The 22,751-nt window shown below is 33.1% G+C and carries 18 protein-coding genes and 1 tRNA gene; 9 read left to right on the forward strand and 10 right to left on the reverse strand.

All coding sequences use genetic code 11. The features are described 5' to 3' along the window. Window positions 1-27: 27 nt before the first annotated feature. Complete coding sequence (locus tag BUB80_RS24005) at window positions 28-162, reverse strand: hypothetical protein (RefSeq protein WP_262484441.1); 135 nt, start codon at window positions 160-162, stop codon at window positions 28-30. A gap of 478 nt (window positions 163-640) precedes the next feature. Between BUB80_RS24005 and BUB80_RS16035 the strand changes: the two genes are divergently transcribed. From BUB80_RS16035 to BUB80_RS16045, 3 genes are all read left to right on the forward strand, one after another. Continuing rightward, window positions 641-1,702, forward strand: coding sequence for a hypothetical protein (locus BUB80_RS16035; RefSeq protein WP_073294815.1), 1,062 nt, complete (start codon window positions 641-643; stop codon window positions 1,700-1,702). 710 nt (window positions 1,703-2,412) lie between these two features. Next, window positions 2,413-2,886 carry a hypothetical protein gene (locus BUB80_RS16040; protein ID WP_139262735.1) on the forward strand — a complete coding sequence of 158 codons (474 nt, stop codon included), beginning with the start codon at window positions 2,413-2,415 and terminating at the stop codon, window positions 2,884-2,886. A 585-nt stretch (window positions 2,887-3,471) separates the two neighbouring features. Beyond that, on the forward strand, window positions 3,472-3,855 hold the full coding sequence (locus tag BUB80_RS16045; protein WP_073294820.1) for a DUF779 domain-containing protein: 384 nt from the start codon (window positions 3,472-3,474) through the stop codon (window positions 3,853-3,855). Between the two features lie 474 nt (window positions 3,856-4,329). Here the strand turns inward: BUB80_RS16045 and BUB80_RS16050 are convergent, their stop codons facing one another. Next, window positions 4,330-5,529 carry a dicarboxylate/amino acid:cation symporter gene (locus tag BUB80_RS16050; protein ID WP_073294823.1) on the reverse strand — a complete coding sequence of 400 codons (1,200 nt, stop codon included), beginning with the start codon at window positions 5,527-5,529 and terminating at the stop codon, window positions 4,330-4,332. 93 nt (window positions 5,530-5,622) lie between these two features. On the opposite strand from BUB80_RS16050, the gene BUB80_RS16055 reads away from it, so the two are divergent. From BUB80_RS16055 to BUB80_RS16065, 3 genes are read left to right on the forward strand one after another with little or no spacing between them, the layout of a single operon-like run. Next, window positions 5,623-6,543 (forward strand): DnaJ C-terminal domain-containing protein, encoded by a 921-nt coding sequence (locus BUB80_RS16055; RefSeq protein ID WP_073294826.1) that lies wholly within the window; start codon window positions 5,623-5,625, stop codon window positions 6,541-6,543. 3 nt (window positions 6,544-6,546) lie between these two features. Then, on the forward strand, window positions 6,547-6,849 hold the full coding sequence (locus BUB80_RS16060; RefSeq protein ID WP_054513154.1) for a chaperone modulator CbpM: 303 nt from the start codon (window positions 6,547-6,549) through the stop codon (window positions 6,847-6,849). A 44-nt stretch (window positions 6,850-6,893) separates the two neighbouring features. After that, a complete protein-coding gene (locus tag BUB80_RS16065) occupies window positions 6,894-7,421 on the forward strand; it encodes a hypothetical protein (RefSeq protein WP_073294828.1) in 528 nt (175 codons plus the stop codon). Between the two features lie 52 nt (window positions 7,422-7,473). On the opposite strand, the gene BUB80_RS16070 is transcribed toward BUB80_RS16065, so the two are convergent. After that, entirely contained in the window at window positions 7,474-8,457 is a 984-nt protein-coding gene (locus BUB80_RS16070; protein ID WP_073294831.1) for a PLP-dependent cysteine synthase family protein, read from the reverse strand. 429 nt (window positions 8,458-8,886) lie between these two features. Further along, window positions 8,887-10,116 carry an ABC transporter permease gene (locus BUB80_RS16075; protein WP_073294834.1) on the reverse strand — a complete coding sequence of 410 codons (1,230 nt, stop codon included), beginning with the start codon at window positions 10,114-10,116 and terminating at the stop codon, window positions 8,887-8,889. A gap of 4 nt (window positions 10,117-10,120) precedes the next feature. Here BUB80_RS16075 and BUB80_RS16080 point away from each other — a divergent pair, with 4 nt between their 5' ends. Further along, the gene (locus BUB80_RS16080; protein ID WP_073294875.1) at window positions 10,121-11,317 is read left to right on the forward strand and encodes an exo-beta-N-acetylmuramidase NamZ family protein; all 1,197 of its coding nucleotides are present in this window, start codon (window positions 10,121-10,123) and stop codon (window positions 11,315-11,317) included. Between the two features lie 86 nt (window positions 11,318-11,403). On the opposite strand, the gene BUB80_RS16085 is transcribed toward BUB80_RS16080, so the two are convergent. The 6 genes from BUB80_RS16085 to BUB80_RS16110 form a co-directional block, all read right to left on the reverse strand. Beyond that, window positions 11,404-11,610: a hypothetical protein gene (locus BUB80_RS16085; RefSeq protein WP_073294838.1), complete on the reverse strand. Its 207-nt coding sequence runs from the start codon at window positions 11,608-11,610 to the stop codon at window positions 11,404-11,406. A 4-nt stretch (window positions 11,611-11,614) separates the two neighbouring features. Then, window positions 11,615-12,241 carry a DUF3575 domain-containing protein gene (locus tag BUB80_RS16090; RefSeq protein WP_073294841.1) on the reverse strand — a complete coding sequence of 209 codons (627 nt, stop codon included), beginning with the start codon at window positions 12,239-12,241 and terminating at the stop codon, window positions 11,615-11,617. A gap of 3 nt (window positions 12,242-12,244) precedes the next feature. Then, window positions 12,245-13,420: a thioredoxin fold domain-containing protein gene (locus BUB80_RS16095; RefSeq protein ID WP_073294878.1), complete on the reverse strand. Its 1,176-nt coding sequence runs from the start codon at window positions 13,418-13,420 to the stop codon at window positions 12,245-12,247. Window positions 13,421-13,692: 272 nt separating this feature from the next. Further along, a complete protein-coding gene (locus BUB80_RS16100) occupies window positions 13,693-16,020 on the reverse strand; it encodes a T9SS type A sorting domain-containing protein (protein WP_073294844.1) in 2,328 nt (775 codons plus the stop codon). 110 nt (window positions 16,021-16,130) lie between these two features. After that, window positions 16,131-17,765 (reverse strand): tetratricopeptide repeat protein, encoded by a 1,635-nt coding sequence (locus BUB80_RS16105; protein ID WP_073294847.1) that lies wholly within the window; start codon window positions 17,763-17,765, stop codon window positions 16,131-16,133. Between the two features lie 156 nt (window positions 17,766-17,921). After that, window positions 17,922-17,994 (reverse strand) — tRNA-Phe (locus BUB80_RS16110). A 476-nt stretch (window positions 17,995-18,470) separates the two neighbouring features. Between BUB80_RS16110 and BUB80_RS16115 the strand changes: the two genes are divergently transcribed. Beyond that, a complete protein-coding gene (locus BUB80_RS16115) occupies window positions 18,471-20,054 on the forward strand; it encodes a histidine kinase (protein ID WP_073294853.1) in 1,584 nt (527 codons plus the stop codon). Window positions 20,055-20,185: 131 nt separating this feature from the next. Continuing rightward, complete coding sequence (locus tag BUB80_RS16120) at window positions 20,186-22,750, forward strand: zinc-dependent metalloprotease (RefSeq protein ID WP_228433858.1); 2,565 nt, start codon at window positions 20,186-20,188, stop codon at window positions 22,748-22,750. Window position 22,751 lies beyond the last annotated feature (1 nt).

The following is a 22,751-nucleotide window of genomic DNA, read 5'->3' on the forward strand; positions in this document are numbered from 1 at the left end:
AACAAATAAGAGGTGGGGTAATTTATTCTAATTGTTATAAAGCTGTCCCTGCATTTTCTCACAACATAATAATCTGAAAAATTTATAAATATATAGTATAGCAGAAGCGGGAAGTGATGGTCTCATCACAACTAGAGTAGAAGTATTTCTGTTTTTTTTCATTCAACGTTTGTGTTTAGAAGCAGGGATGTTACAAAGCATCCCTGTAATTCTAAATGATACAAAGTAGTCTCAAATTAAAATTTTATGAATTGATTTTAAGAAAATAAGTCATTTCTTATCAATTTTTGTACTTGCTTTAATATGTAGCGTACTTCAATAATGGAAAATATAAAATTTGGATAGTAGGTAGTGAATTGTCTTATGATGAGTATTTTATTAATTAATAGTTTGGAATTCGTTTGTATTTACTTGAATTACATGTGTTTTGGATTACTTTTTTAATTAAATTTGAATAACAAAACTAACATACCAAACACAAAACTACTTTTCATATACAGGCTCAAATCCCAAATGTATTATTCAAGGTAGATGTAACACCTTACATCTAGAGCATAAAATACATATAGAATTCAACAAAAAAAATACTTCATATACACACATAGGAATTGAAAAAAATATAAATTAAAAAATCAATACAATGAAAAAAAATACAATTATTTTATCTGCCTTAGTTTTCTCAGGTTTTGCCTTCTCACAGGTAGGCATTCATACTGCTAATCCACAAGGAAGTTTCCATATAGATGGAGCTAAAGATAATCCTGCAACAGGAGTTCCTTCGGCTGTTCAACAATCAAATGATTTCGTTTTGCTTAAAAATGGATATATCGGTGTAGGAACAATTAATCCTTCCTCTAAACTTGAAATAATAGCGGATAATCAAGGTGAAGGTACAATTAATGATTTTAATTTTAGAGGATTTGGTACATCGAAACTTCCTGCTCTTATCTTTTCAAGTGCTAATGGAACATATTCAACTCCTTCAAATCTTATCAAAGATGAACCGATTGGTGCAGTAACATTTATTCCAAGAGCAAATAATGGATATAATTATAATGCAGGGTCTAGAATTAATTCTTATTATCAAGGAAATGGTACCGATGGTTTTACTGATTTGAGATTAATCACATCAGGAAATGAACAAATAAGAATTTCAGAAACAGGAAATATAGGAATAGGAACAACAGTACCAACATCTAAATTGGATGTAAATGGAAATACTCGTATTCGTACAATAAATTCTTCAATAGGTACTACTTCGGATAATATTGTCTCAGCCGATTCAAATGGCAATTTAAGAGTAGTTTCTGATATCCCAAGAAGAACGGTTTATTCTACCACTAGTATTGCTCCAAATGACAGTGGCTCCATAACAGTTACTGACCCTAATTTCACTTTTGCTCAAATCAATGTTACAGGAGGTAATGCATGTGCTAGAACAATGATTACAACATTTTCGAAAAACGGTAATACAATTAACTATTTGGGAGGGCAGGCAAGAGATATTACAGGGCAATTTACTCAATTGGATGCTAACGGAAATAATATATCGATTAAATTTCCAGGCGTATTAAATTGTGCTGATGGTGGCAATGGAACGCAGTTTGATTTTGATATTTTAATAAGTGGAAATGTTATAACAATAACCAATAGAGGTAATATTGCAAAGTCGTTTACTGCTAGAATTATTAGTAATTTATAATTAAATAGCTTTACAATAATGAATGTAAGACTGTTTATCATTTTTTTATTCTAGAGCCTGTTTAAATTTCTAAATTTAATTTTTTGCATCACATTCAAATCTTTATCTAAATCATATTCTTTAAGGATTTTTTTTGATTTAAAAGACAATGTACTGATGACCTATTTTTCTAACGCAAAGCTTTAGCTTCATTATGTATGTTTTCAGGGAGCAAAGGATAGAATCAACTTCGTTGATTCGTCGAAGCGTATGGATAGGCATACTGCTTCATCAGCGACGAAGTCGCATGACTTTGCTCACTTAGAATAAAGCAAAATTATTCATCAACTTTGCGTTAATCTTTTTAATCAAAAAATAATTTCAAATATCATCTATTGAATATTGTTGATGAATATAAACAACTGATAACTAGATATAAAAAAATATTGAGTAAAATCTAAACAGGCTCTAAAGTTAGAGTGAATATAATTCGATATTTTCAGACTTATATTATCGTTATTGCGGTTAGAAAATTTGAAAAAAGAAAGTCGAGATGATTTCATCTTAAAAGTTTGCTTTTTGGCTTTTAATGTTGTCCAGGCATATAAAAAAAGGTTTCCATTATCAATTATACGGAATCATAACCACTTATTATTAAGCTCTATATTTGTATTAGTTTAAATAAAATCCACATGATAAAATTAAAATTTCTAATTCCAATTATCTTCTTCATGATAATATCTTCTTGTAATAACGAAGGAACAAAACATAATATAAAACTGATAGAAAAAACATCCATAAGAACTAATCTCACAGTTGACTCCTTTCCAGATTCACTTGTTATGGATAATTTTGATGTAGGATGTATGGTTTCTTATTCTAAAAAAGATGCTAATGAGTATGAGAATATTTTTATGGAAGGAGCAGGAGTTCCATCTGAAATAGGTAAATCTCTTACTATTATGAAAATTGACAGGACTTTACAGGTATTTCATTCCAATGATGAGAAAGATATGAAGAGTATAAATGAAAATCTATTTAAAACAAAATTGAGCAATAAGGATTATGAAGTGGAAGTAACCACACATCTTGGACAATCTTTTGAAGCATCAGATTCAACTGAACATTTTGGAACAATAAAAGTTACTAGAAAAAAGGATAAGTCTACAATCACTATTGATTTTAAAGGAGGAGTAGCTTGTTAAAGCTATTTTTCATTTCAAGTAGTTTTTATATATCTAAAAAGTAAATTTAAGAGCAAAAACTACTGAATTTAAAATAAATTCATCATAGTTGTAAGCTATGAACGTTTAAAACGGTTTAATTATTCTTTATCTTTAAGAGTATGAAAATATCAGAAAAAATTTAAGATCCAAAGTAGTATCTTTAAGTGAGCAGCGAGGCAATGTATCTTCGGTAGCTCAATAATTGGGAATCTGCAAAGAAAGTCTAGTCAATTGTAGAAAACTACACAAAGAAGGTAAACTTACAAAGAAAAAACAAGTTTCCTTTGATCCCATTAGAGAAGAGTTACTGAGACTTCGCAAGGAACTTGAAGAATCAAAAGCTTGAACGCGACATCTTAAAAAAGGTGGCAGGCATATTCTACAAGAGAAAGGGGTAAGATATAAATTTATCAAAGAATACGCTAATATACTTCATGTCGGGAAGACGTGTGAGGGTGTTAAAAGTAAGCAGTAGCAGTTTCTATTATTGCAAGAAAAGAAAGCCCACTAAACGAACATTTACACTCTATCTTTTTTAACTTTAATTCAATAAAAACAAAAAAAATGGAAACAAAAATATCCAGAGTATCAGTCACAGAAAAAGCGCTTGAAGTTATTTGGGAGCTAGAGAAGAAATACGACGAACTCATGTTCTACCAAGCGGGAGGATGTTGTGAAGGAACTCAACCCCAATGCTTCGAAAAAGGAGGTTTTTTTCCAAGAATGAATGATGCTATGATAGGAACCATCAACGGTCACGAATTCTGGATTGATCGCGATTTATTTGAGTACTGGAAATATTCTCACTTTACATTAGATGTTGTAGATGGTTTCGGACCGGGTGGATTTTCATTAGAAACGCCTTTAGGAAAAACCTTTAAAGTAGAATATAAACTTTTCACCCCTGAAGAATTCGAAAACTTAGAACCTGTAAAACGCAGTGAATAAAAGTATGATATATTGTATTGAAGAATCTGCGTTATCTGCAAAATCTGCGAGACAAAAAGACGATTCAAATTATTTATAATTAAATCTCCCACAGATAAAGCAGATGTTTGCGTTTAAATTATTTGTGGAAATTCGTGAAAAAAGATTCGTGTCATTCGTGTTTAATCTGGAAGACAAAAAATCTATGAAAATTTGTGGTTGAAAATCTCTCCCGCAGATTTCACAGATAAACGCAGATGTTTGCGTTTAAATTGTTTGTGGAAATTCGTGAAGAAAGATTCGTGTCATTCGTGTTTAATCTGGAAGACAAAAAATCTATGAAAATTTGTGGTTGAAAATCTCTCCCGCAGATTTCACAGATAAACGCAAATGTTTGCGTTTAAATTATTTGTGGAAATTAGTGAAAGATATTCGTGTCATTTGTGTTTAAACTACAAAAAAAATAGGACGTCAAAATTGTGTTTAAATAAAACATCAAGTCTTGACAAACCGATTCACAAACATCGAAGCTACAACCTGTCCAACCGCATTTAAAACCGTTGCCAAAGGATCAACCAATGTTCCGATAATCATTACAGCCGGAATCGCTTCCTGAGGCAATTTATAAACAGAGATCATCAGCATTTCACCAATATATCCACCGTTGGGAATTCCTCCTGCAACGATACTTACAAAAACCGTAATTCCTAATGCTAACAGAAGATTTGTCGGTTCAAAAAAATCTCTGCCGATAATTAAGAAGGCTACGTAAATTTTAATGATGGAAGACATGGAAGATCCATTCTTATGCAAAGTGGTTCCAATAGGAATCACAAGATTCGCAATAGAACTTGGAACACCAATTTTTGATGCAGCCTGTAAGTTAGCAGGCATGGTGGCAAAGCTGCTGCAGGTACTTAACGCAGTTAAGCTTGGATAGATTGCATTTTTCCAGAAGCTCTTGATACCATTTTGTCCGTTTGCCATAAATGCATAGAGTGAGAAAAATACGAAGAAATAAACAATTCCTGCGATATAATATAAGCCTAAAGGTTTCGCATAAAATCCAAAAAGCTGAGGTCCTAAAGTAGCTACCTGATAGGCAAAATAAGCACCCAACCCAATTGGTGCGATTTTCATGATCAATAAAAGCAATTCTTTCATTACCTCATATCCGGAGGCAAGAAAAACTCTGAAGGGCTGCCCTTGTTCACCTGCTTTTCTTGCTGCAAATCCTGTCATAAAAGCAAAAATTAAGAGCGCCAACATATTTTGCCTTGAAAAAAGCTGGGTAAATTCTCCTACGGTAAAGAAACCTACAATTCTATTTCCCCAAGTGTCATTATTAGCTGCTTCTTCTACAATTTCCTTGCTTCCCGAAACTCCGGAAACAGGAAATAAATAAACAACACAGATGGTAAAAATAGCCGCTGTTAAAATAAAGAATAGAAAGGTGAAAACCATGGTCAACATTATTTTTCCAAACTTAGACTGCTGTTCCAAAGAAGCAATAGAATTAGAAACGGCAAAAAAGACCAGCGGAACTACACTCACAAAAAGGAGATTAAGGAAAATATCTCCCAAAGGTTTTATATAATCTACAAAATGGGGTGCAATAATTCCGATAATACTTCCAACAGTGATTCCGACGAGTAAAAATATAATTCCGGAGTAGTTTTTAAATACTTCTTTCATCCATGTTTTTTATCAAAGATAGTTTTATTTTTAACATCCTATTATTTTATTTTCAGGCATAAATTTGTTAAATTTGAGTAAATAATCGTTTTTATGGCTTATATAGATTACTATAAAATTTTAGGCGTAGATAAAAGCGCAACGCAGGATGATATTAAAAAAGCGTACCGAAAGCAGGCGAGAAAACTCCATCCTGATCTTAATCCCAACGACAAAGAAGCAGAGAGAAAATTCAAAGAGCTGAATGAAGCCAATGAAGTTCTCAGTAATCCGGAAAATCGTACAAAGTATGATAAATATGGTGAACATTGGAAGCATGGTGAAGAATACGAAAAAGCACAGCAACAGCAAAGACAGCAATCTCAAAGTCAGGGCGGACATTATGGAGGCAGATCTTCGGGTGCTGATTTTGGAGAAGGTGAAGATTTTTCAGACTTTTTCCAGGATATGTTTGGTGGAGCAGGTGGCGGTTTTGGCAAGAGCTCACGAGGAAGTGCTTCGGGAAAATTTAAAGGGCAGGATGTGCATGCAGAATTAAATTTAAATTTAAGAGATGCTGCAACAACGCATCCTCAGACTTTTGATATTAACGGCAAGAAAGTAAGAATTACCATTCCTGCGGGAGTATATGACGGGCAACAAATTAAGCTGAAAGGTCACGGAAGCCCAGGATATAATGGAGGTCCGAATGGTGATCTGTATATTACTTTTAGCATCAATTCAGATCCTGATTTTGAAAGAGTAGGAGATGATTTAAAAACCAAAGTTACTGTTGATTTGTATACTGCGGTTCTTGGCGGCGATGTACAGGTAAATACATTGGACGGAAGTGTTAACCTGAAGGTAAAACCTGAAACCCAAAGCGGAGTAACGGTAAGACTGAAAGGGAAAGGTTTTCCGGTGTATAAAAAAGAAGGACAGTTTGGAGATTTATTTGTGACTTACGAAGTGAAGTTGCCGACAAATCTTACCGAGAAACAGAAAGAACTTTTCGAACAACTTAAAAACACCTAAGTCATGGATGAAAAAATATCGCGAGAAGAACTCGTAAAAATATACAATATAGAGATTACTTTTTTTGATGAACTGGTAGATTCTGGTTTATTACACATTCAGACTGAAAATGAGATTCGATATCTGATGTATGAAGATCTTCCAGTTTTTGAGAAATTTGCCAATTGGCATTATGATCTGGAGATTAATCTTCCGGGTTTAGAAGTCATTCATGATATGCTTCGTAAAATGGAAGATTTAAAACGCAAAAACCGTGAATTAATGATCAAACTTTCCGGAATAAGTGCCCATTATGAAGATATTTAATTTAGTTTTGTAAACTTTTAAAACAAATTAAATATTTCTAAGAAATGGACGGAGATAAAATTATTAAGTTGGATGTAAACAGAAAGGATTTTGAGGAGATTTATTTCAGCGGTAATCAAGGAAGTTTATTTTTTTCACCAACTACTAAAAGTAAAACAATTTCTACAATTACCGTTGGATTGGTTTTATTAATCACGTTTTGTTTTAAACATAATCTAAATGAAGAAAGCTTCGGAGTTTTATATTTTGCGAGTTTTATTTTTCTTCTTTGTGCTGTTTATCTTTCCGTGAGTATCAACAAAGTTTCAAGATGGAAAAAGCAGGTTAATGGATATTTAAAATCACTGGAAAATTCTAAGATGTATGAGATTAGATTCAATGATGAAATTTTTAACGTCAATCTTAATGGTCAGGAAGAACTAAGTAAGTGGGAAGATTTTAAATATTTTGAATCAAATAATGAATTTATTTCTTTGGAAGGAAAATTCAATTATATGTTTCCACGAAAATCAATGAGTGAGAAAGATTATAGCTTATTGAAACAAGTACTTAAGAAAAATATTAAAGAATAAAAAAATCAGAGTAAATGTTTACTCTGATTTTTGTTTTTATGATGGAGATTGATTAATCTAACCAACCCATTTCTTTCATCCATTCGTCGTTGTAGACTTTTCCTACATATCTTGAACCGTGATCGTGTAAAAGAACAACAATTACATCATCTTTTGTAAACTGATCTTTCATCTGAATTAAAGAAGCAATCGCGCTTCCTGCAGAATATCCACAGAAAATTCCTTCTTCTTTAGCCAGTTTTCTAGCGTAGATCGCACCGTCTTTATCCGTTACTTTCTCAAAATGATCAATGATAGACATATCATAGTTTTCAGGAATGATATCTTCACCAATTCCTTCTGTGATATACGTGTAAGCATGGTCGTAATGAAGCTCACCCGTTTCGTGGAATTCTTTCAAAATAGAACCATATGTATCAACTCCAATTACTTTGATATTAGGATTTTTCTCCTTGAAGAACATTCCGCAACCTGTAACAGTACCTCCGGTTCCGGCTCCAGCTACAAAGTGAGTTAATTGACCTTCAGTCTGTTCCCAAATTTCAGGAGCAGTAGACTCGTAATGAGCGGTTCTGTTCGATAAATTATCGTATTGGTTAACGTACCATCCGTTTTCTGTTTCAGTAGCCAATCTTTTAGAAACTGAATAATAAGAACGTGGATCTGTAGGTTTTACATCTGTAGGACAAACGATTACCTCAGCACCTACGGCACGAAGAATATCACATTTTTCTTTAGACTGTTTAGAGTTGGTCACAAAAATACATTTGTAACCTTTGATGATTGCTGCAAGAGCCAACCCCATCCCTGTATTTCCAGAAGTCCCTTCAATAATGGTTCCTCCCGGTTTTAATCTTCCGTCTTTCTCTGCATCTTCAATCATTTTCAGAGCCATTCTGTCTTTCACCGAGTTCCCTGGGTTGAATGTCTCTACTTTTGCTAAAACTAATGCCGGGAAATCTTCTCCTAAAACTTTATTAAGCTTTACTAGTGGCGTATTTCCTATAGTTTCAAGAATGTTTTTTGCGTATTTCATAATTGGTTTTATAAGCCGTGCAAAGATACAGCTTTCAAATAACTAACAATTATGATTTGAGTATAATTAATCCGTGAATTATCAAATGTTAATAGTGAATTTTACAAACGAACTTGGAAAATTAATAAAGAAATTAATTGGCAACTCTTTATTGATTGTTTTTATTTTTTGAAGCTTTTTCCCGCTTTTCATTACAATCTTTTTTTCAAAAAAGGATTTTCACTACAATCGGGGCTAGGGTATTGGTCGTTGTCAGAGCTATTTGTCATTGCGAGGAGCACAGCGACGAAGCAATCTCAACTTAAAACAGAGTTTACTCTTAATATTCTTAACTCCTTAAACTCAAACTTAATGGTTCAAATTTCAACGATTAAATACTTTTAAGAGATTGCTTCACCTTCGGTTCGCAATGACTGTGTAGATTAAAAATTAATTATACTTAATCGCTTTAACCGGAGAAATCTTGCTAATCAAATAACTTGGAATGATCAATGCCAATCCTGAAATAATCAAAATTCCCAATGAAATTGAAATAATAGCAATCGGATTTAAATCTACAGGAACAGTACTTACGTAATAATTTTCAGGATTCAGTTTAATGATTCCAAAGAACTTTTGTAATAATATCAAACCAATTCCAATAACGTTTCCGTATAAAAGCCCGGGCACCATGATAATTAAAGTATAATTGATAAAAGTAGCGCGTATCTGAGAATTGCTTGCTCCCAACGTTTTAAGCAAACCAATAGAATTTGTTCTTTCAATGATCAAAATTAAAAGAACCATGATGATATTAATAACTACTACAATCAACATAATCACGATGATCAACGCGATATTGGTATCAAAAATACTGATCCAGTCTGTTATTTGAGGGAATTTTTCTGTTGCTTTTTCTGCGTAGTTTTTGTAACCTATAAGACCTTCGATTTCAGGAAAATCACGGTCGATGTCATTTACGTTTTTTAGGAAAATATCAATTCCACCTATTTCATTAGGTTTCATATCCTGAATTTTTCTCACATGATTAATTCCGCCAATGACAAACTGTTCGTCAATCATTTTAATGTCAGTCTTGTAAATCCCGACCACTTCAAATTTTCTGTAAATAGGCTTTTGATCTGCTTTTGAAAAAATGGTGACAATGCTGTCTTTTAATTTTAAATGAAGATCATTGGCTATTTTCTGAGAAATTGTAACCCCATTATTGTATCCTACTTCGGTAATTTTTGGAGTTCTTCCAGCAACCAAGAATTTTTTAAATCGTAAACTGTCAAAATCTTTTCCAATTCCTTTAAAGATTATTCCGGCAAAATTATGCTCGTTACGCATAATTCCTGTTACCATAGCGTATTTCTGAACTGATTCTACATCGGGAAGTTCTTTTATTTTAGGAATATCTAATCCCTGACTATCAAGAACTGAAGTGTTGTAGGAAGAGTTCGATCGTGTGGATTTTACCGTAATGTGCCCGTTGAAATCTGCTAATCTCTCTTTAATCGCTTTCTTCGAACCAAAACCTGTGGAAACCGTTATCAATGAAACGATAATTCCTAAAGCCACAGAAAGTCTGCCTATGAAGATGATAACCCTCGAAAGGTTATTTTTGTTATCTTTGGAAAACGCTATTTTTCTAGAGAAATATAAAGGAAATTTCAAGCTTATGAATTTAGATTTCAAAATTAAAAATTTACTTCTTATTTGCCTAATTTTTTTAGGTGTATTCAATCAATATTATTCTCAGAAGCCAAATAATGATGGTTTTAAAACGGGAGCAGACCGCCCGGAAGTTTATTTACCCCTATTAAAGAATAAAACAGTGGGTATTGTAACCAATCAAACAGGCTTGATGAGTGATAAAACCTATCTGGTAGATTTCTTGGTTAAAAATAATATTAAAATAAAAGCCATCTTTGCTCCTGAACATGGTTTTAGAGGAGATGCTGACGCCGGTGAGAAAGTGAAAAATGGGGTAGATGTGAAAACAGGAATTCCTATCGTTTCTTTATATGGAAATAATAAAAAGCCAAAACCTGAGCAGCTAAAAGGACTTGATGTCGTAATTTTTGATATTCAGGATGTTGGGGCAAGGTTCTACACTTATATTTCTACTTTAACCTATTTAATGGAGGCTGGAGCAGAGAATAATGTTGAGATCATGGTTTTAGACCGTCCAAATCCACATGATGGGTATACAGACGGACCGGTTTTAAAGAAAAAATGGTCCAGCTTTGTAGGAATGCATGAAGTTCCTGTAGTGTATGGATTGACAATTGGAGAATATGGGAAAATGGTGAACGGAGAAAAGTGGCTTAAAAATGGAGTTCAGGCAAAATATACTTTGATCCAGATGCAAAGCTATCATAAGAAAAAACGTTATGCCATCTTAGATAAGCCATCACCGAATTTGCCAAACGATAAATCAATTAACTTATATCCAAGTCTATGCTTTTTTGAAGGAACTCAGGTTTCTGCAGGAAGAGGGACAGATTTGCCTTTTCAAATTTACGGTTCACCTTGGACAAAAGATATGCCTTATCAGTTTACTCCAAAACCGAACTTTGGAGCTAAAGATCCTTTCTTAAACGGTAAACTATGTTATGGTGAAAACCTTTCCAATTATCCGACAGATTTAAGAGAACTGAATCTTGAATGGGTGATTAAAGCTTATAAGAATTATAAAAATCCACAACAGGATTTTTTCCTTAAGAATTTATGGTTTGATACGTTGGCAGGAACTGATGAGTTGAGAAAACAAATCGTTGCCGGAAAATCTATCAAAGAAATAAAGGCTTCATGGAAACCAGATTTAGATAAATTTGAGAAAATAAGGACTAAATATGTTGTTTACGAAAACTAGGGTTGGTGAATGGTCAATTTGCTGCGCTTGTGAATTTTAAAATTCACGATTGACTAGCGAAGCTAAATTGACCATTCACCTTCTGACTAGTCAAAGTCCGGCGGTGGAGTTTTATCATCTTTACCTTTATTCAAGATAAAAAGTCCGATTGTTAACCCTATAACTCCCGCACCTGCTATCATCACAGCACTTTGTAATTTATCTGCTTGCTCATTTCCTATAAAATTCATTAAAAACAGAATAACAAAAGTAATAGCTGAAATGATAATATGGTTTTTCCCGAAAAGTTTCATTGTATTATTTTAATTTATAAGAAATCATGACACCGCCTCTGTAAGGAATGATTTCTCCACTTTTATTATATCTGTCGGCTGAATCATATCTTTCTCCTGTTGAACGGTCATATCCTTTATAAAATCCTTGAGAGGTGCCCACCGTAGCATAGATGTCCATATTCCATCTGTCTGATAATTGAAATTGATAACCTCCTGTAACTCCTAATGCAATAGAATAACCTTTTTGATAAAGATTTGAATTGATATGGCTTGTTAAACCATCTTCGCTTTCTGAAATATTGTCGTTCCAATAATTCCATTTTTGTAAATTGAAAGCTGATCCAGTAATATTGGCTCCGATATACCAATGTTTAAAAGCTTCATTAAAATAATACCTTCCCTCTACGCCTATTGAATAGTTTTGTAATTTATGACCTGCAAAAGATTTCCAAGGGGAGATGAAAACATCTGCTTGTACAGTGTACTTTTTACTTATTTGGTGCTCTACGGCAGCATTTAAAATTCCTATTGGTAAAAATACAGCATTTGCTTTTACATAGACACTCTTTTCATTATTTTGCTCCTGAGCATTGATTGTTCCTAATACCGATAAGGTTAGGAATCCTGTAAGAATTTTATTTTTCAACATTTGTTATTTTATTTGTTTTAATAACGCTTCTGCTAGACTAGAATCTTTTTGTGACTGAGATGCTATATTTTTAGACATTTCAGCATATGTTTTTGCCATATCATTATTCCCTGTTAAGAAATAAAGTCTTGCCAAAATATACGTGTTTTCTGAGGTTTCACCTCTCATTACTGATTTTTCTGCCCATTCCAACCCTTTCTTGAGTGAAGATGGAGTTTTGATATGTTCAGAGAAAATCCATGCTGCTTTTAGCAACTCATTCGGTTCAAAAGAATCTGAATTTTTATAATATTCTAAAGCTGCTTTTTCGTATTCTGTAAAATTAACATTCTGTTCGTAGTAGCTTAATTTTGTTTGATTAAGTTTAACCTCAGCATCATATTTTCCCACCAAAGGTTCAGCCGTTTTCATGAAATATTCTTCATTGATCCTTTTGTTTTTATCATCAATGGATTGTTCAACTACTTTAGATAATATTAATTGATTATCAAATTGTTTATAAGTGTCTTCTGGAAGAAATTTAATGATATCTGCTTTTTTAGATACAAAGACTTTATAGTTGGGTTCCTCGGTAGATTTTAAAAAGAATAATAAAAATCCGATGTCATCTTTTGATAATTCGTCTGTTTTCTTTTTCGTTTCAAAATATCTTTCTGAGGCTTTTCTTGCAAAATCAAAATCAGATGATGAATTAAGTTTCATGATGTTGATTAAGAATTCAGGATCTTTTTCTCCTTTTGCAAAGCGTTCTTTAAGGGAACCTTTTTTATTGTTAGGTGAATTTATTTCCTTGGCCATCGATACAAACATATCTCCTTCCATATAGCCGGAATTTTGAGAAACCAGTTCTCCATCGCCATTTAGAAACAAGTAAGTAGGATAGGAGCGAACCCCATATTTCATGGCAATTTCTCTTCCTTCTCCTTTCTCCATATCGAATCTTGCATTCACAAAACTGGAATTGTAATAATCCCCAACAGATTTTTGAGTGAATATATTTTTTTCCATCATTTTACAAGGGCCACACCAAGAAGTATACGCATCAAGAAAAATGAGTTTATTGTCTTTTTTTGCCTTTGCAATAAGATCTTTGAATGGTAAGTCCTGAAACTGTATTGCTTCCTGAGCAAAAGTAATGATGGAAGTAAATAAAAATAATCCAGAGATGATCTTCTTCATTTTTTGAAATAAAATTAAAAAAGCGAATATACTTATTTTCAACGTAAATAAATGAGGAATAGTATTGAAAGTATGGCTCATTTTTATATTTTTAAATGAAATCAAATACATAAAATACTATAACACCCTAATGATAAAGAGAAGAATAATTAATCTGTTTCTTTTATTGATAATTGTGGAAGATTTATTTTTAATCTTAAAAATTTGATAATAAATTAAAAAACCGCCTTTGGGAGAGGCGGTTTCAGGATTGTGAAAAAAGATTAAAGAAGTTATTTTTTGATAACTTTTTTAATTATCGTTGGGCTGTTGAGTTGCTCAATTTTCAAAAGGTAAACTCCTTTTGTTAAATTGGAAATATCAATACTAGATTTATTCTCTGAGGTTAAAACCAATTGTCCTACAGTACTGTATATGGTTACTTTAAACTTAGTAGCATTTTTACCTAATTTAATATTGATGACGTCCTGAGCCGGATTTGGATAAATACTGATGTCATCTTTTACAATACCGGGGTTTGAAGTTCCTAAAGTAGAGAAGTTAATTACATCTTTTATAATTCCTAAAGAATTAGTGGTTAAATATACTTCAGCGGTATTCGTATCTACAAAACGTGCTGTACCATCCAAAACGGTAGTGTTGAAATAATTGGAAGCCGTTCTTTCCTGCCAGTTTGCTCCTCCGTTGTTGGTGTAAATTACTTTAGGAAGAGTATCTAAATAAGTATTGGTAATTCCTATGATTTGTCCGTTTTGTTTGGTAGAGTGTTCTACTTTATTTACCATTCCGTCGTAGATTTTAGACCATGTATTTCCTGAGTCAAGTGAAGTGTAAATACCATTTGAAGCTGCCATAGTATATTGGTTTGTATTCAATGGGTTTTGAACTAAACTTAAAGCAATATTTGGAAGCACTAAACCTTGTAAACCTGCTGTGATTTCAGTCCATGACGTTCCGCTGTTGGTTGTTTTAAATAGTTTATTACCTACGGTTACCAATACTTCATTAGCATTATTTTGATTGACTTTAATTCCATAAATATAATCCTCATCATAGGGTAATGTGATGATATCATTGGTAGGATTTCCGATATTGGTGAAATCTGATTTGATTAAAGTGGCATTCACTCCGTTGAAAGTGGCTATCCAAGCAATATTTGAATTGGTAGGATCTGTTTCAGCAGCTGTAAAACCTGTGTCATATGTATTATAAAGCTGCGTTACATTAGTTCCATAGTCATCACTTACATTGATGTTGTTTCCCATAAAAGATGATTCATAGGTGTACACTCTTCCTGCCTTTTTTCTGTCTACATAGATAAGACCTATTTCCCCGCTCATTGGACTTTCGCTAAGGGGCATTACATTGATCGGAGTTTCCAGATTATTCACAAGATTTTTAACAGTATAACCATATTGTACTCCGTAAATCAATTTGTCGGTTCCGTTATCATCTATGGTATTTATTTTTCCCATTCCTCTAAAAAAAGGATTTGCTATAGAAGTGAGAGTTACTCCTTTGTCTGAAGATAATTTAGGGAAACGGTTGCTTGAAATTAAAACATTATTTAAATTTTTGGGATTAAAGGCTGCGTTAATTCCATAAAAATAAGAGCTACCGTCTGCTATGCCATTGTGTGGAGTAGTGGTCCATGTACTTCCGTCATTAACTGTTACCGCGACCCTGTCATCTGCTAAAATAATAACATGGTTTGGATCGTAAGGATTTATTTCAATTTTTGGAACATTTTTTAGTCCTTGGGTATTTGTGGACCATGTAATTCCTGTTTGTTCTGCCCATGTATTTCCTCCGTCAGTTGATTTGTAAACTGCTTCATGTTGTGTTGGATACGCCCAAAGTATTCCTGTTCCGGCATAAATGATATTGGGATTGGAAGGGTTGATAGCGATGGATTGAAGAATAAGTCCGTTCAATGTTTCTGTCCAGGTAGCTCCGGCGTCAGTTGATTTTAATAAACCTCCATCCACATTTCCGGGGCCTCCATTACGAACAATATAAAGCTTTTGAGCGTCTACTGGATCCATGATAGCATCGTTCAGGATAACATTTTCATGATTGGTTGCATCATACACTTTAGTCCAAGAGCTGCCACCATTTGTAGTGGTAAAAAACTTATCATTATCACCTTTTGTCAATAAGCTAGCGGTATTCATATTACCATTATCAAGAATAGAATAATTACTGATAGAAGCAATAGCTTCATTTGTTGGAATATTAAATTCTTTAATGATATTTAAAGACTGCAGGTCTAATACAATCACTTTGTTAAACGAGCTTCCTGCACCAAAATATTGAATAAAGCTCAATGCTGTCCCGTTATTCGTAAGTTTCATTTGTGAAATATTTGGGGCATATGCGGGATAGGCGAGTGTGTATAAAATATTCCAGGTGGTGCCATTGTCGGTGGATACCATAATGTGCTTATCAATATACGTGGTTGCGTAGATTTTGTTGCTAACAGTTTTATCGTAAACGAAGTTTCTCAACTGTCCATATTCTGGGTTTCCAGCAAAACTCACCTGAGCGAATGATATTTGCAGAAAAAGAATAAAAAATAAAGTAAGTACTGTTTTCTTCATAATATTGTTCTATTAATTAACAGTTACAAATTTATTTTTTGAAGAAAACTTCACACTAGATCAAGAGGGAAATAGTAAGACGGTCAACGGAAAAAGCGTGACTTTTTAATTTAAATACTTGATAAATAGTTGTATAGATCGTTTGAGTTTGCTAGATTTAATTTTTTAGAAACTCTTTCTTTCCTCTTTCTGCAAGCTTCGATGGTGATATTGAAGATAGAAGAGATTTCTTTCGTAGAAAGATTCATATAAATATAACTGATATATCGAATATCATTCAAGGTAAGGTCTGGATGTTTCAATTTTAGGGTATCAATAAACTTACTGTTGATTCTTTCAAAATGTGTTAAGAAATCGTCGTTATTGTCCTCTTTTGTTAGAATTAATTTTAATTGATCCAGTTGCTGTGAAAGCGGATTACTTTTAATAATCTCCGGATTCTTTTTTAATTTAAGAATATACTCTTCTATCTTATCATTTCTTTGGGCGATGTGGATGGCATTGGCAGCTAATTTTCTATTTCTGCTTTCCAGTTCGTTTTTAAGTTTTTCTTTTTCTAAAAGAGTTTCAGTTTCTTTTTCCTTGATTTGTTGTTCAAGTAAAAGATTGTCATTTTCTTTATTTTTTAATTCTAAGGCAATAATGTGTTCATTACGCTCAGCGATGGTTCTTTTTTGTCGGTTTTTTAAATAAAGTGTTCTAAAGAGCCAGCTTAATAAAAGAAGAAGTGAAATACAGAATGCTGCAACGTAAAACTTTAATCTTTTTTCGCTTTTAAGTTCTTTTTCCGAATCCTGAAGCTTTAGTTTGATTTCACTATTTTGATACATTGCCTGATTTTTAATTGCATTCAATGAATCTTTAACAATGATTACAGAATCTTTGTATTGTAGGGCTTTGTTATAATCTCCTGCACTGAAATAAAGATTGGAAAACTGATTGTAAATATCTTTTGTATTGGTGTAATTGAGGTTTTCTTTTTGTGCCTGATGAGCATAAGTAATGGCTTTGCCGTTATCTTTCTTGCCTAAATAAACTTTAGAAAGTATTAGTAAAGCAGAGATTCTATGATCGATATATTCTTTATTTTTTAGTTTGTTTAAAAGAGGTTCAAGAATACTGAGTGCTTTGTCATAGTCTTTTCTTTCAACGAGATTTTTGGCTTCTGCCAAATCAAGGTCAATATCAATTCTCGGGTCATTATTTTGTACCAAAGCCTGTCTGGATATTTTGATGTACTCGGAAGCTTTATCCAGTTGATGCGTAATATTGTAAAGATCTGCCAAGCTGCTTGAATAAATAGCAATACCAATATTGTCTTTATTGGTTACTGCCAAATCGTATGCTCTTTTTTGATGTTTTTCAGATTCTTTATACTTTCCTTGTTGCAGGTAAACGAGAGCAATGTTATTAAGTATAGTCATCTCACGATCGCTTTTCAAATGTTTTACGGCGATGGAGTAGGCTTCTAAATAATAATCTAAAGCGGTGCTGTAATCTGACATTTGATAATAATTCAGCCCAATACAGTTGGTGGTAATAAACTGGCTCTCGTACAGATTTTTTTGTTCAGCAATTTTTTTTGCTTCAGCAAATAGTTCTAAGGATGTGGAATGATCTTTTTTATACAGGGCATCAATTCCTTTTTTAATTAAAATATCACAATATGCTGTGGAGTCGTCTTTTTGAGCGACCATATTACCAGAGGAAAGAATTAATATGAATAAGAAGATAACATGCTTCATTGTATAAATGGTACCTGAAAGGTGTTTTAATGTAAAGATAAATATCAATTGGTGATTAAAATTACACAAAAACTAGAAAATATAACTGTTTAGAATCTTTAAATTTTAAATGAAGAGATATAGACATAAAAAAACCACCTTGATTAAGGTGGTTTGTGGTTTCTCCAGGAATCGAACCAGGGACACATGGATTTTCAATCCATTGCTCTACCAACTGAGCTAAGAAACCGTATATTTTTGTTTGACTTACTTCGTTCGTTTATTGTGGTGCAAAAGTAGAGGTTTTTATAATACGGTGCAAGTTTTGGAGGGATATTTTTTAAAATAAAACATAAATAATCTTGAAATAATCGGTTTTTAAGGAGTGTTTTATTTCTTTATCATTAGTTTATACTTCTGATTGTACGGGAGTTAATTTTAATAATTGAATGCGTTTTTTATGGGGTAAATTTTGTAAATATTTTTTTAATTAAATAAAAAAGATTGAGAGATTTTATGACTAATAAGACTGTTTTACGTAAAATTAGCTCTAATGATTTTCAATATTGGAATATTAAGTGCCCTTTTTTTGCCTGAAAAATTATGTATTTTTGTCTCCTGTTTATGGAGATGCCAATTGTGTTTCCTTTTATTTTACACAAAACAAAGGTTTAAAATGAGTTTAATAGAAACTTTATTTTAAACGAAATAACAATTTAAAAACAATTGAAGATTAATTTTAAACATGCACTCACCCAAAGATCTGTTTTTATAGCGGCTTTGTCAGCTTGTTTAATTGCGGTGGTGGCATTTGCGATTCTGAGTCTTCTCATTACGCATGACAGCCGTAAAAATAATGAAGAATTTGCACGGAAAACATTTTTACGAAAGTATGAAACCGTAGAAAAAGAGTTTAGAAATATTGAAGATTATCAATATCTGCTTCGTGCTTTGGTTCAGAAAGACGGTCTGAAAAATTATAAAGATTACTCTTCTGTTTTAAATAATTTAAACCGCAGACGCAAACTTGTTCCTTACAGTTGGTACTATTACTATAATGGCATTTCCGGTGAATCGCCCAACAAAGACCTTTTATCTGATGTTCTTAAAAAAGATGAAACAGTAGAGAAGTATATCAAAATAAAGAACAAAGCGCCAGGTAATTTTAATAACTATTTAATTACGCATAACGACAGTATTTATTGGTTAAGTTATGATTCTTTGGTACAGTCTAACAAAAATATGCTCTATTATGGTTCTGCGGTGAGCTTGGATAATCTTCATCAATATTTTGCAACGATTGATCAGTCTCCAAATACATATACTTATGTTTTTTCAAAAGAAGGGGTTTGTATCACACATCCCGATAAACAGTATTTGGGAAAGAATATTTTTGATTTTACCGATATTCAGCCAAAAGATACCTTAAGTAGTAAAACAGAATTGGGATATACCGAAAGAAATACCATTTCTGAGTATCTTGATGTGGAAGTTATCCGATTTATTAAACCTTTAAAAACAGATAATTTTGAAGGATATGCAGTGGTGAATTATGTCAGTTTCCTGATTGATGAAAGCGTGAATCAAACGAAAAGATATACTGTTTATATTTTTCTGGCAGCCTTGGTTCTTATTGTAACGGTGTTTATTTTGTTTTATAGAGCTACGAATATTGCGTATCAGGAGAAAGAGAAGATACAGTCTGAAAAGAATTTACTTCTTGTTGAGAATGAAAAAATGCACAGAGACGAAGCATTAAACCAGCTTCAGCAGCTTAAGAATAATATCAATCCGCATTTTCTGTTCAATTCATTAAACTCTCTTTATATGTTGATTGGCCTCAATAGAGAAAATGCCCAGAAGTTTACGATGAATCTTTCTAAGATTTACAGATATCTTATTGTTCCTCCAAGAGAAAATATTGTTCCCGTATCGCAGGAAATTAGTTTTATTAAACAGTATATGGATCTTCTGAAAAGTAGGTTTGATGAAGAGATTAGTTTTGAATTAATTATCAATAATGAAGAAAGTTTAGAAAAGCGAATTCCTTATTTATCTCTTCAGTTGGTTACCGAAAATGCAATAAAACATAATATTGCAACAATAGACAATCCTTTAGCGATTACAATTACCGTTGAGAAAGGTGGAGTTATTGTAAAAAATACATGGCAGCCGAAGACAGAAGAAGTACAGGGAGAACGGTTCGGATTAGATTATTTAAGTCAAATATATGGGTATTTCAAGAATAATGATCTGAATATATCCATAAAAGGTGGATATTTTATCTGTTTCTTGCCTTTGATGGATTAAGTGGTTAAAAATCCATTCACTCCGATAATTCACCCTTTCACTCCCTATTAATATAGATATAGTTTCCTAGGTTATAGTTTTGCCGACTGAAACCAAGATATCTCATATTGGGCATGAATTGTACTATTTTAATGAAGAATTACAGGCTTGTACTGTATCTAGGGCTTGCTATGGCTTCGCCGGCAGCATTTGCACAGAAAAAAGATACTGTAAAAACTGATAAAGAAAAATCTGCTAAAACAGATGTTTCCTCAAAAAAAACTAAGAAAATTGAAGAACTGATCAAGAAAGGAACTTATAAAAAAGGTCTTTTTAATACGATTCAGGTAAAAACGGATATTTATTTTGAAATTCCGGATAGTTTAATGGGGCGTCAGTTTTTGGTAGTTAATAAACTATCCCAAGTTCCGATGCAGGTGAATGAAGCGGGATTAAATAAAGGAATGAATTATGAAAATAAAGTAATTTCTTTCCACCGTGATGCTGTAGCCAAAAAAGTTTGGGTTAAAACAGTAGTTCCACAAGTATCGTCTCCAAAAAATGATGTTATTACAAGATCTGTTAAAGACAATTTCTCAGAATCTGTAATTGAGGTTTTTGATATCGAGGCCCAGAATAATGATTCTACTTCGGTAGCTATTAAAGTAAATAAAGTTTTTGACGGTAACCAAAAAAGTTTCAACGATGTTTTAGCAAATGTTGGACTTGGTGGATCCGTAAAATCAAACCTTTCTTATATTGAAAATGTAAAGACGTTTCCTCAAAACCTTGTTGTAAAATCTCAATTAACAACAACGGTAAATGAAGGAGGTGTGGATTTACCTGTGACACTTGGTGTTACCAGCAATATCGTATTGCTTTCTAAAGTACCGATGAATTCAAGAACTGATGATCCTAGAGTTGGTTTTTTCAGTGAAAAACATTGGTCTTTCAATGACCGCCAGCAAAGGATGGATGAAAAACGTTTCATTACAAGATGGCGTTTGGAACCCAAAGATGAAGATAGAGAAAAGTATCTGAGAGGAGAGTTGGTAGAGCCTAAAAAGCCTATCGTTTATTATATTGATCCTGCAACGCCTATTCAATGGCGTGAAAAAATTATTGCAGGGGTTTACGATTGGCAGGCTGCTTTTGAAAAAGCAGGTTTTAAAAATGCCGTTATCGCGAAAATGCCGGATGACAAAGATAAAGACTTTGATATTGATGATGTAAGATATTCGGTAATTACGTATGCTGCTTCACCTAAATCAAATGCGATGGGGCCTTCAGTGGTAGATCCTAGAAGTGGTGAAATTATTGAGTCAGATATTATTTGGTGGCATAACGTAATGACTTCTCTTCAGGAATGGATGAGAATTCAGACCGGGCCAATTGATCCTAAAGCCAGAGGAAATGTATTTAGTGATGAACATATGGGCGAAGCTATTCGTTTTGTTTCATCTCATGAAGTAGGACATACGTTTGGATTAAAACATAATATGGGCTCTTCATTTGCCTTTCCGGTAGATTCATTACGATCAAAAGAATTTACAGACAGAATGGGAGGTACAGCACCTTCAATTATGGATTATGCACGTTACAATTATGTAGCGCAGCCTGAAGATGGTGTTACGGCGATTACTCCAAAAATCGGTATTTACGATAAATATGCTATTGAGTGGGGTTACCGTTGGTATCCTGATGCAGTGACTGAGAAAAAAGCACTGAAAAATTTAATAGAAAAGCATCAAGATGATCCTACCTATTTCTATGGAGAACAGCAAAGTTATTTAGAAACCATTGACCCTCGTTCACAATCTGAAGATTTAGGGGATGATGCTATGAAGGCTAGTGAATATGGAATGAAGAACTTAAAGATTGTTGTAGATAATCTTTTAAAATGGACTTATGAAGACGGGAAAAGCTATACCGATGCAGGTAAGCTGTATTTAGGCGCTATCGGACAATGGGATTTGTATTCAGGTCACGTTATGGCGAATGTAGGAGGAATTTATTTAGATAACACTGTTTTTGGAAGTAAGAAAAAAGCTTACGAACCGGTGCCTGCTGAAATTCAGAAAAGAGCAGTTGATTACCTAATCAAAAATGCGATAAACCTTCCGGAATGGTTGTTCTTCAATCCAATTACTGAGAAAACGTATGCGGTTAAAAACTCTCCAATGGGGCCTTTCGAACAGACTCCATATAATTTAGCAAGAGGAATGCAGTATGGTAATTTGTATTCTTTGTTTATGGATGACCGTCTGTTGAGAATGCTTGAAAACGAATTGAAACATCAGGTTTCAGGTTCGAAGGAAGAAGTTTATACTGTAGACAATTTATTCGAGCAAGTGAGAGGTTCAATTTTCAATAAGAAAGGAAGCTTAACGATTCTTGAAAAGATGACGCAGAAGAACTATGTGGATGCTTTGATTGTTTCGGTTAATAAATTATTTGAAAAGACCGCTGTGAAAGGATTAAAGATAGATCAGAACTTGAATATTCCGATGATCTGTAATTTCCAGGAAGAAGCTCAAAGTCTTAGAAATATTAATTATTCATCAATGAAGAGGGTATCTGAAGTTACTACTTACAAAAGAGCAGAACTACAGAAGGTGTTGAATGTATTGAATAGAAGTAAAAATAAAGGAGATGATGCCTCTAGGGCTCATTATGCTGACTTAATCATCCGTATTAAAGAGGCATTAAACAAATAAT

The sequence above is a fragment of the Chryseobacterium polytrichastri genome (assembly GCF_900142445.1).
In the GTDB taxonomy this organism is placed as follows: domain Bacteria; phylum Bacteroidota; class Bacteroidia; order Flavobacteriales; family Weeksellaceae; genus Chryseobacterium; species Chryseobacterium polytrichastri.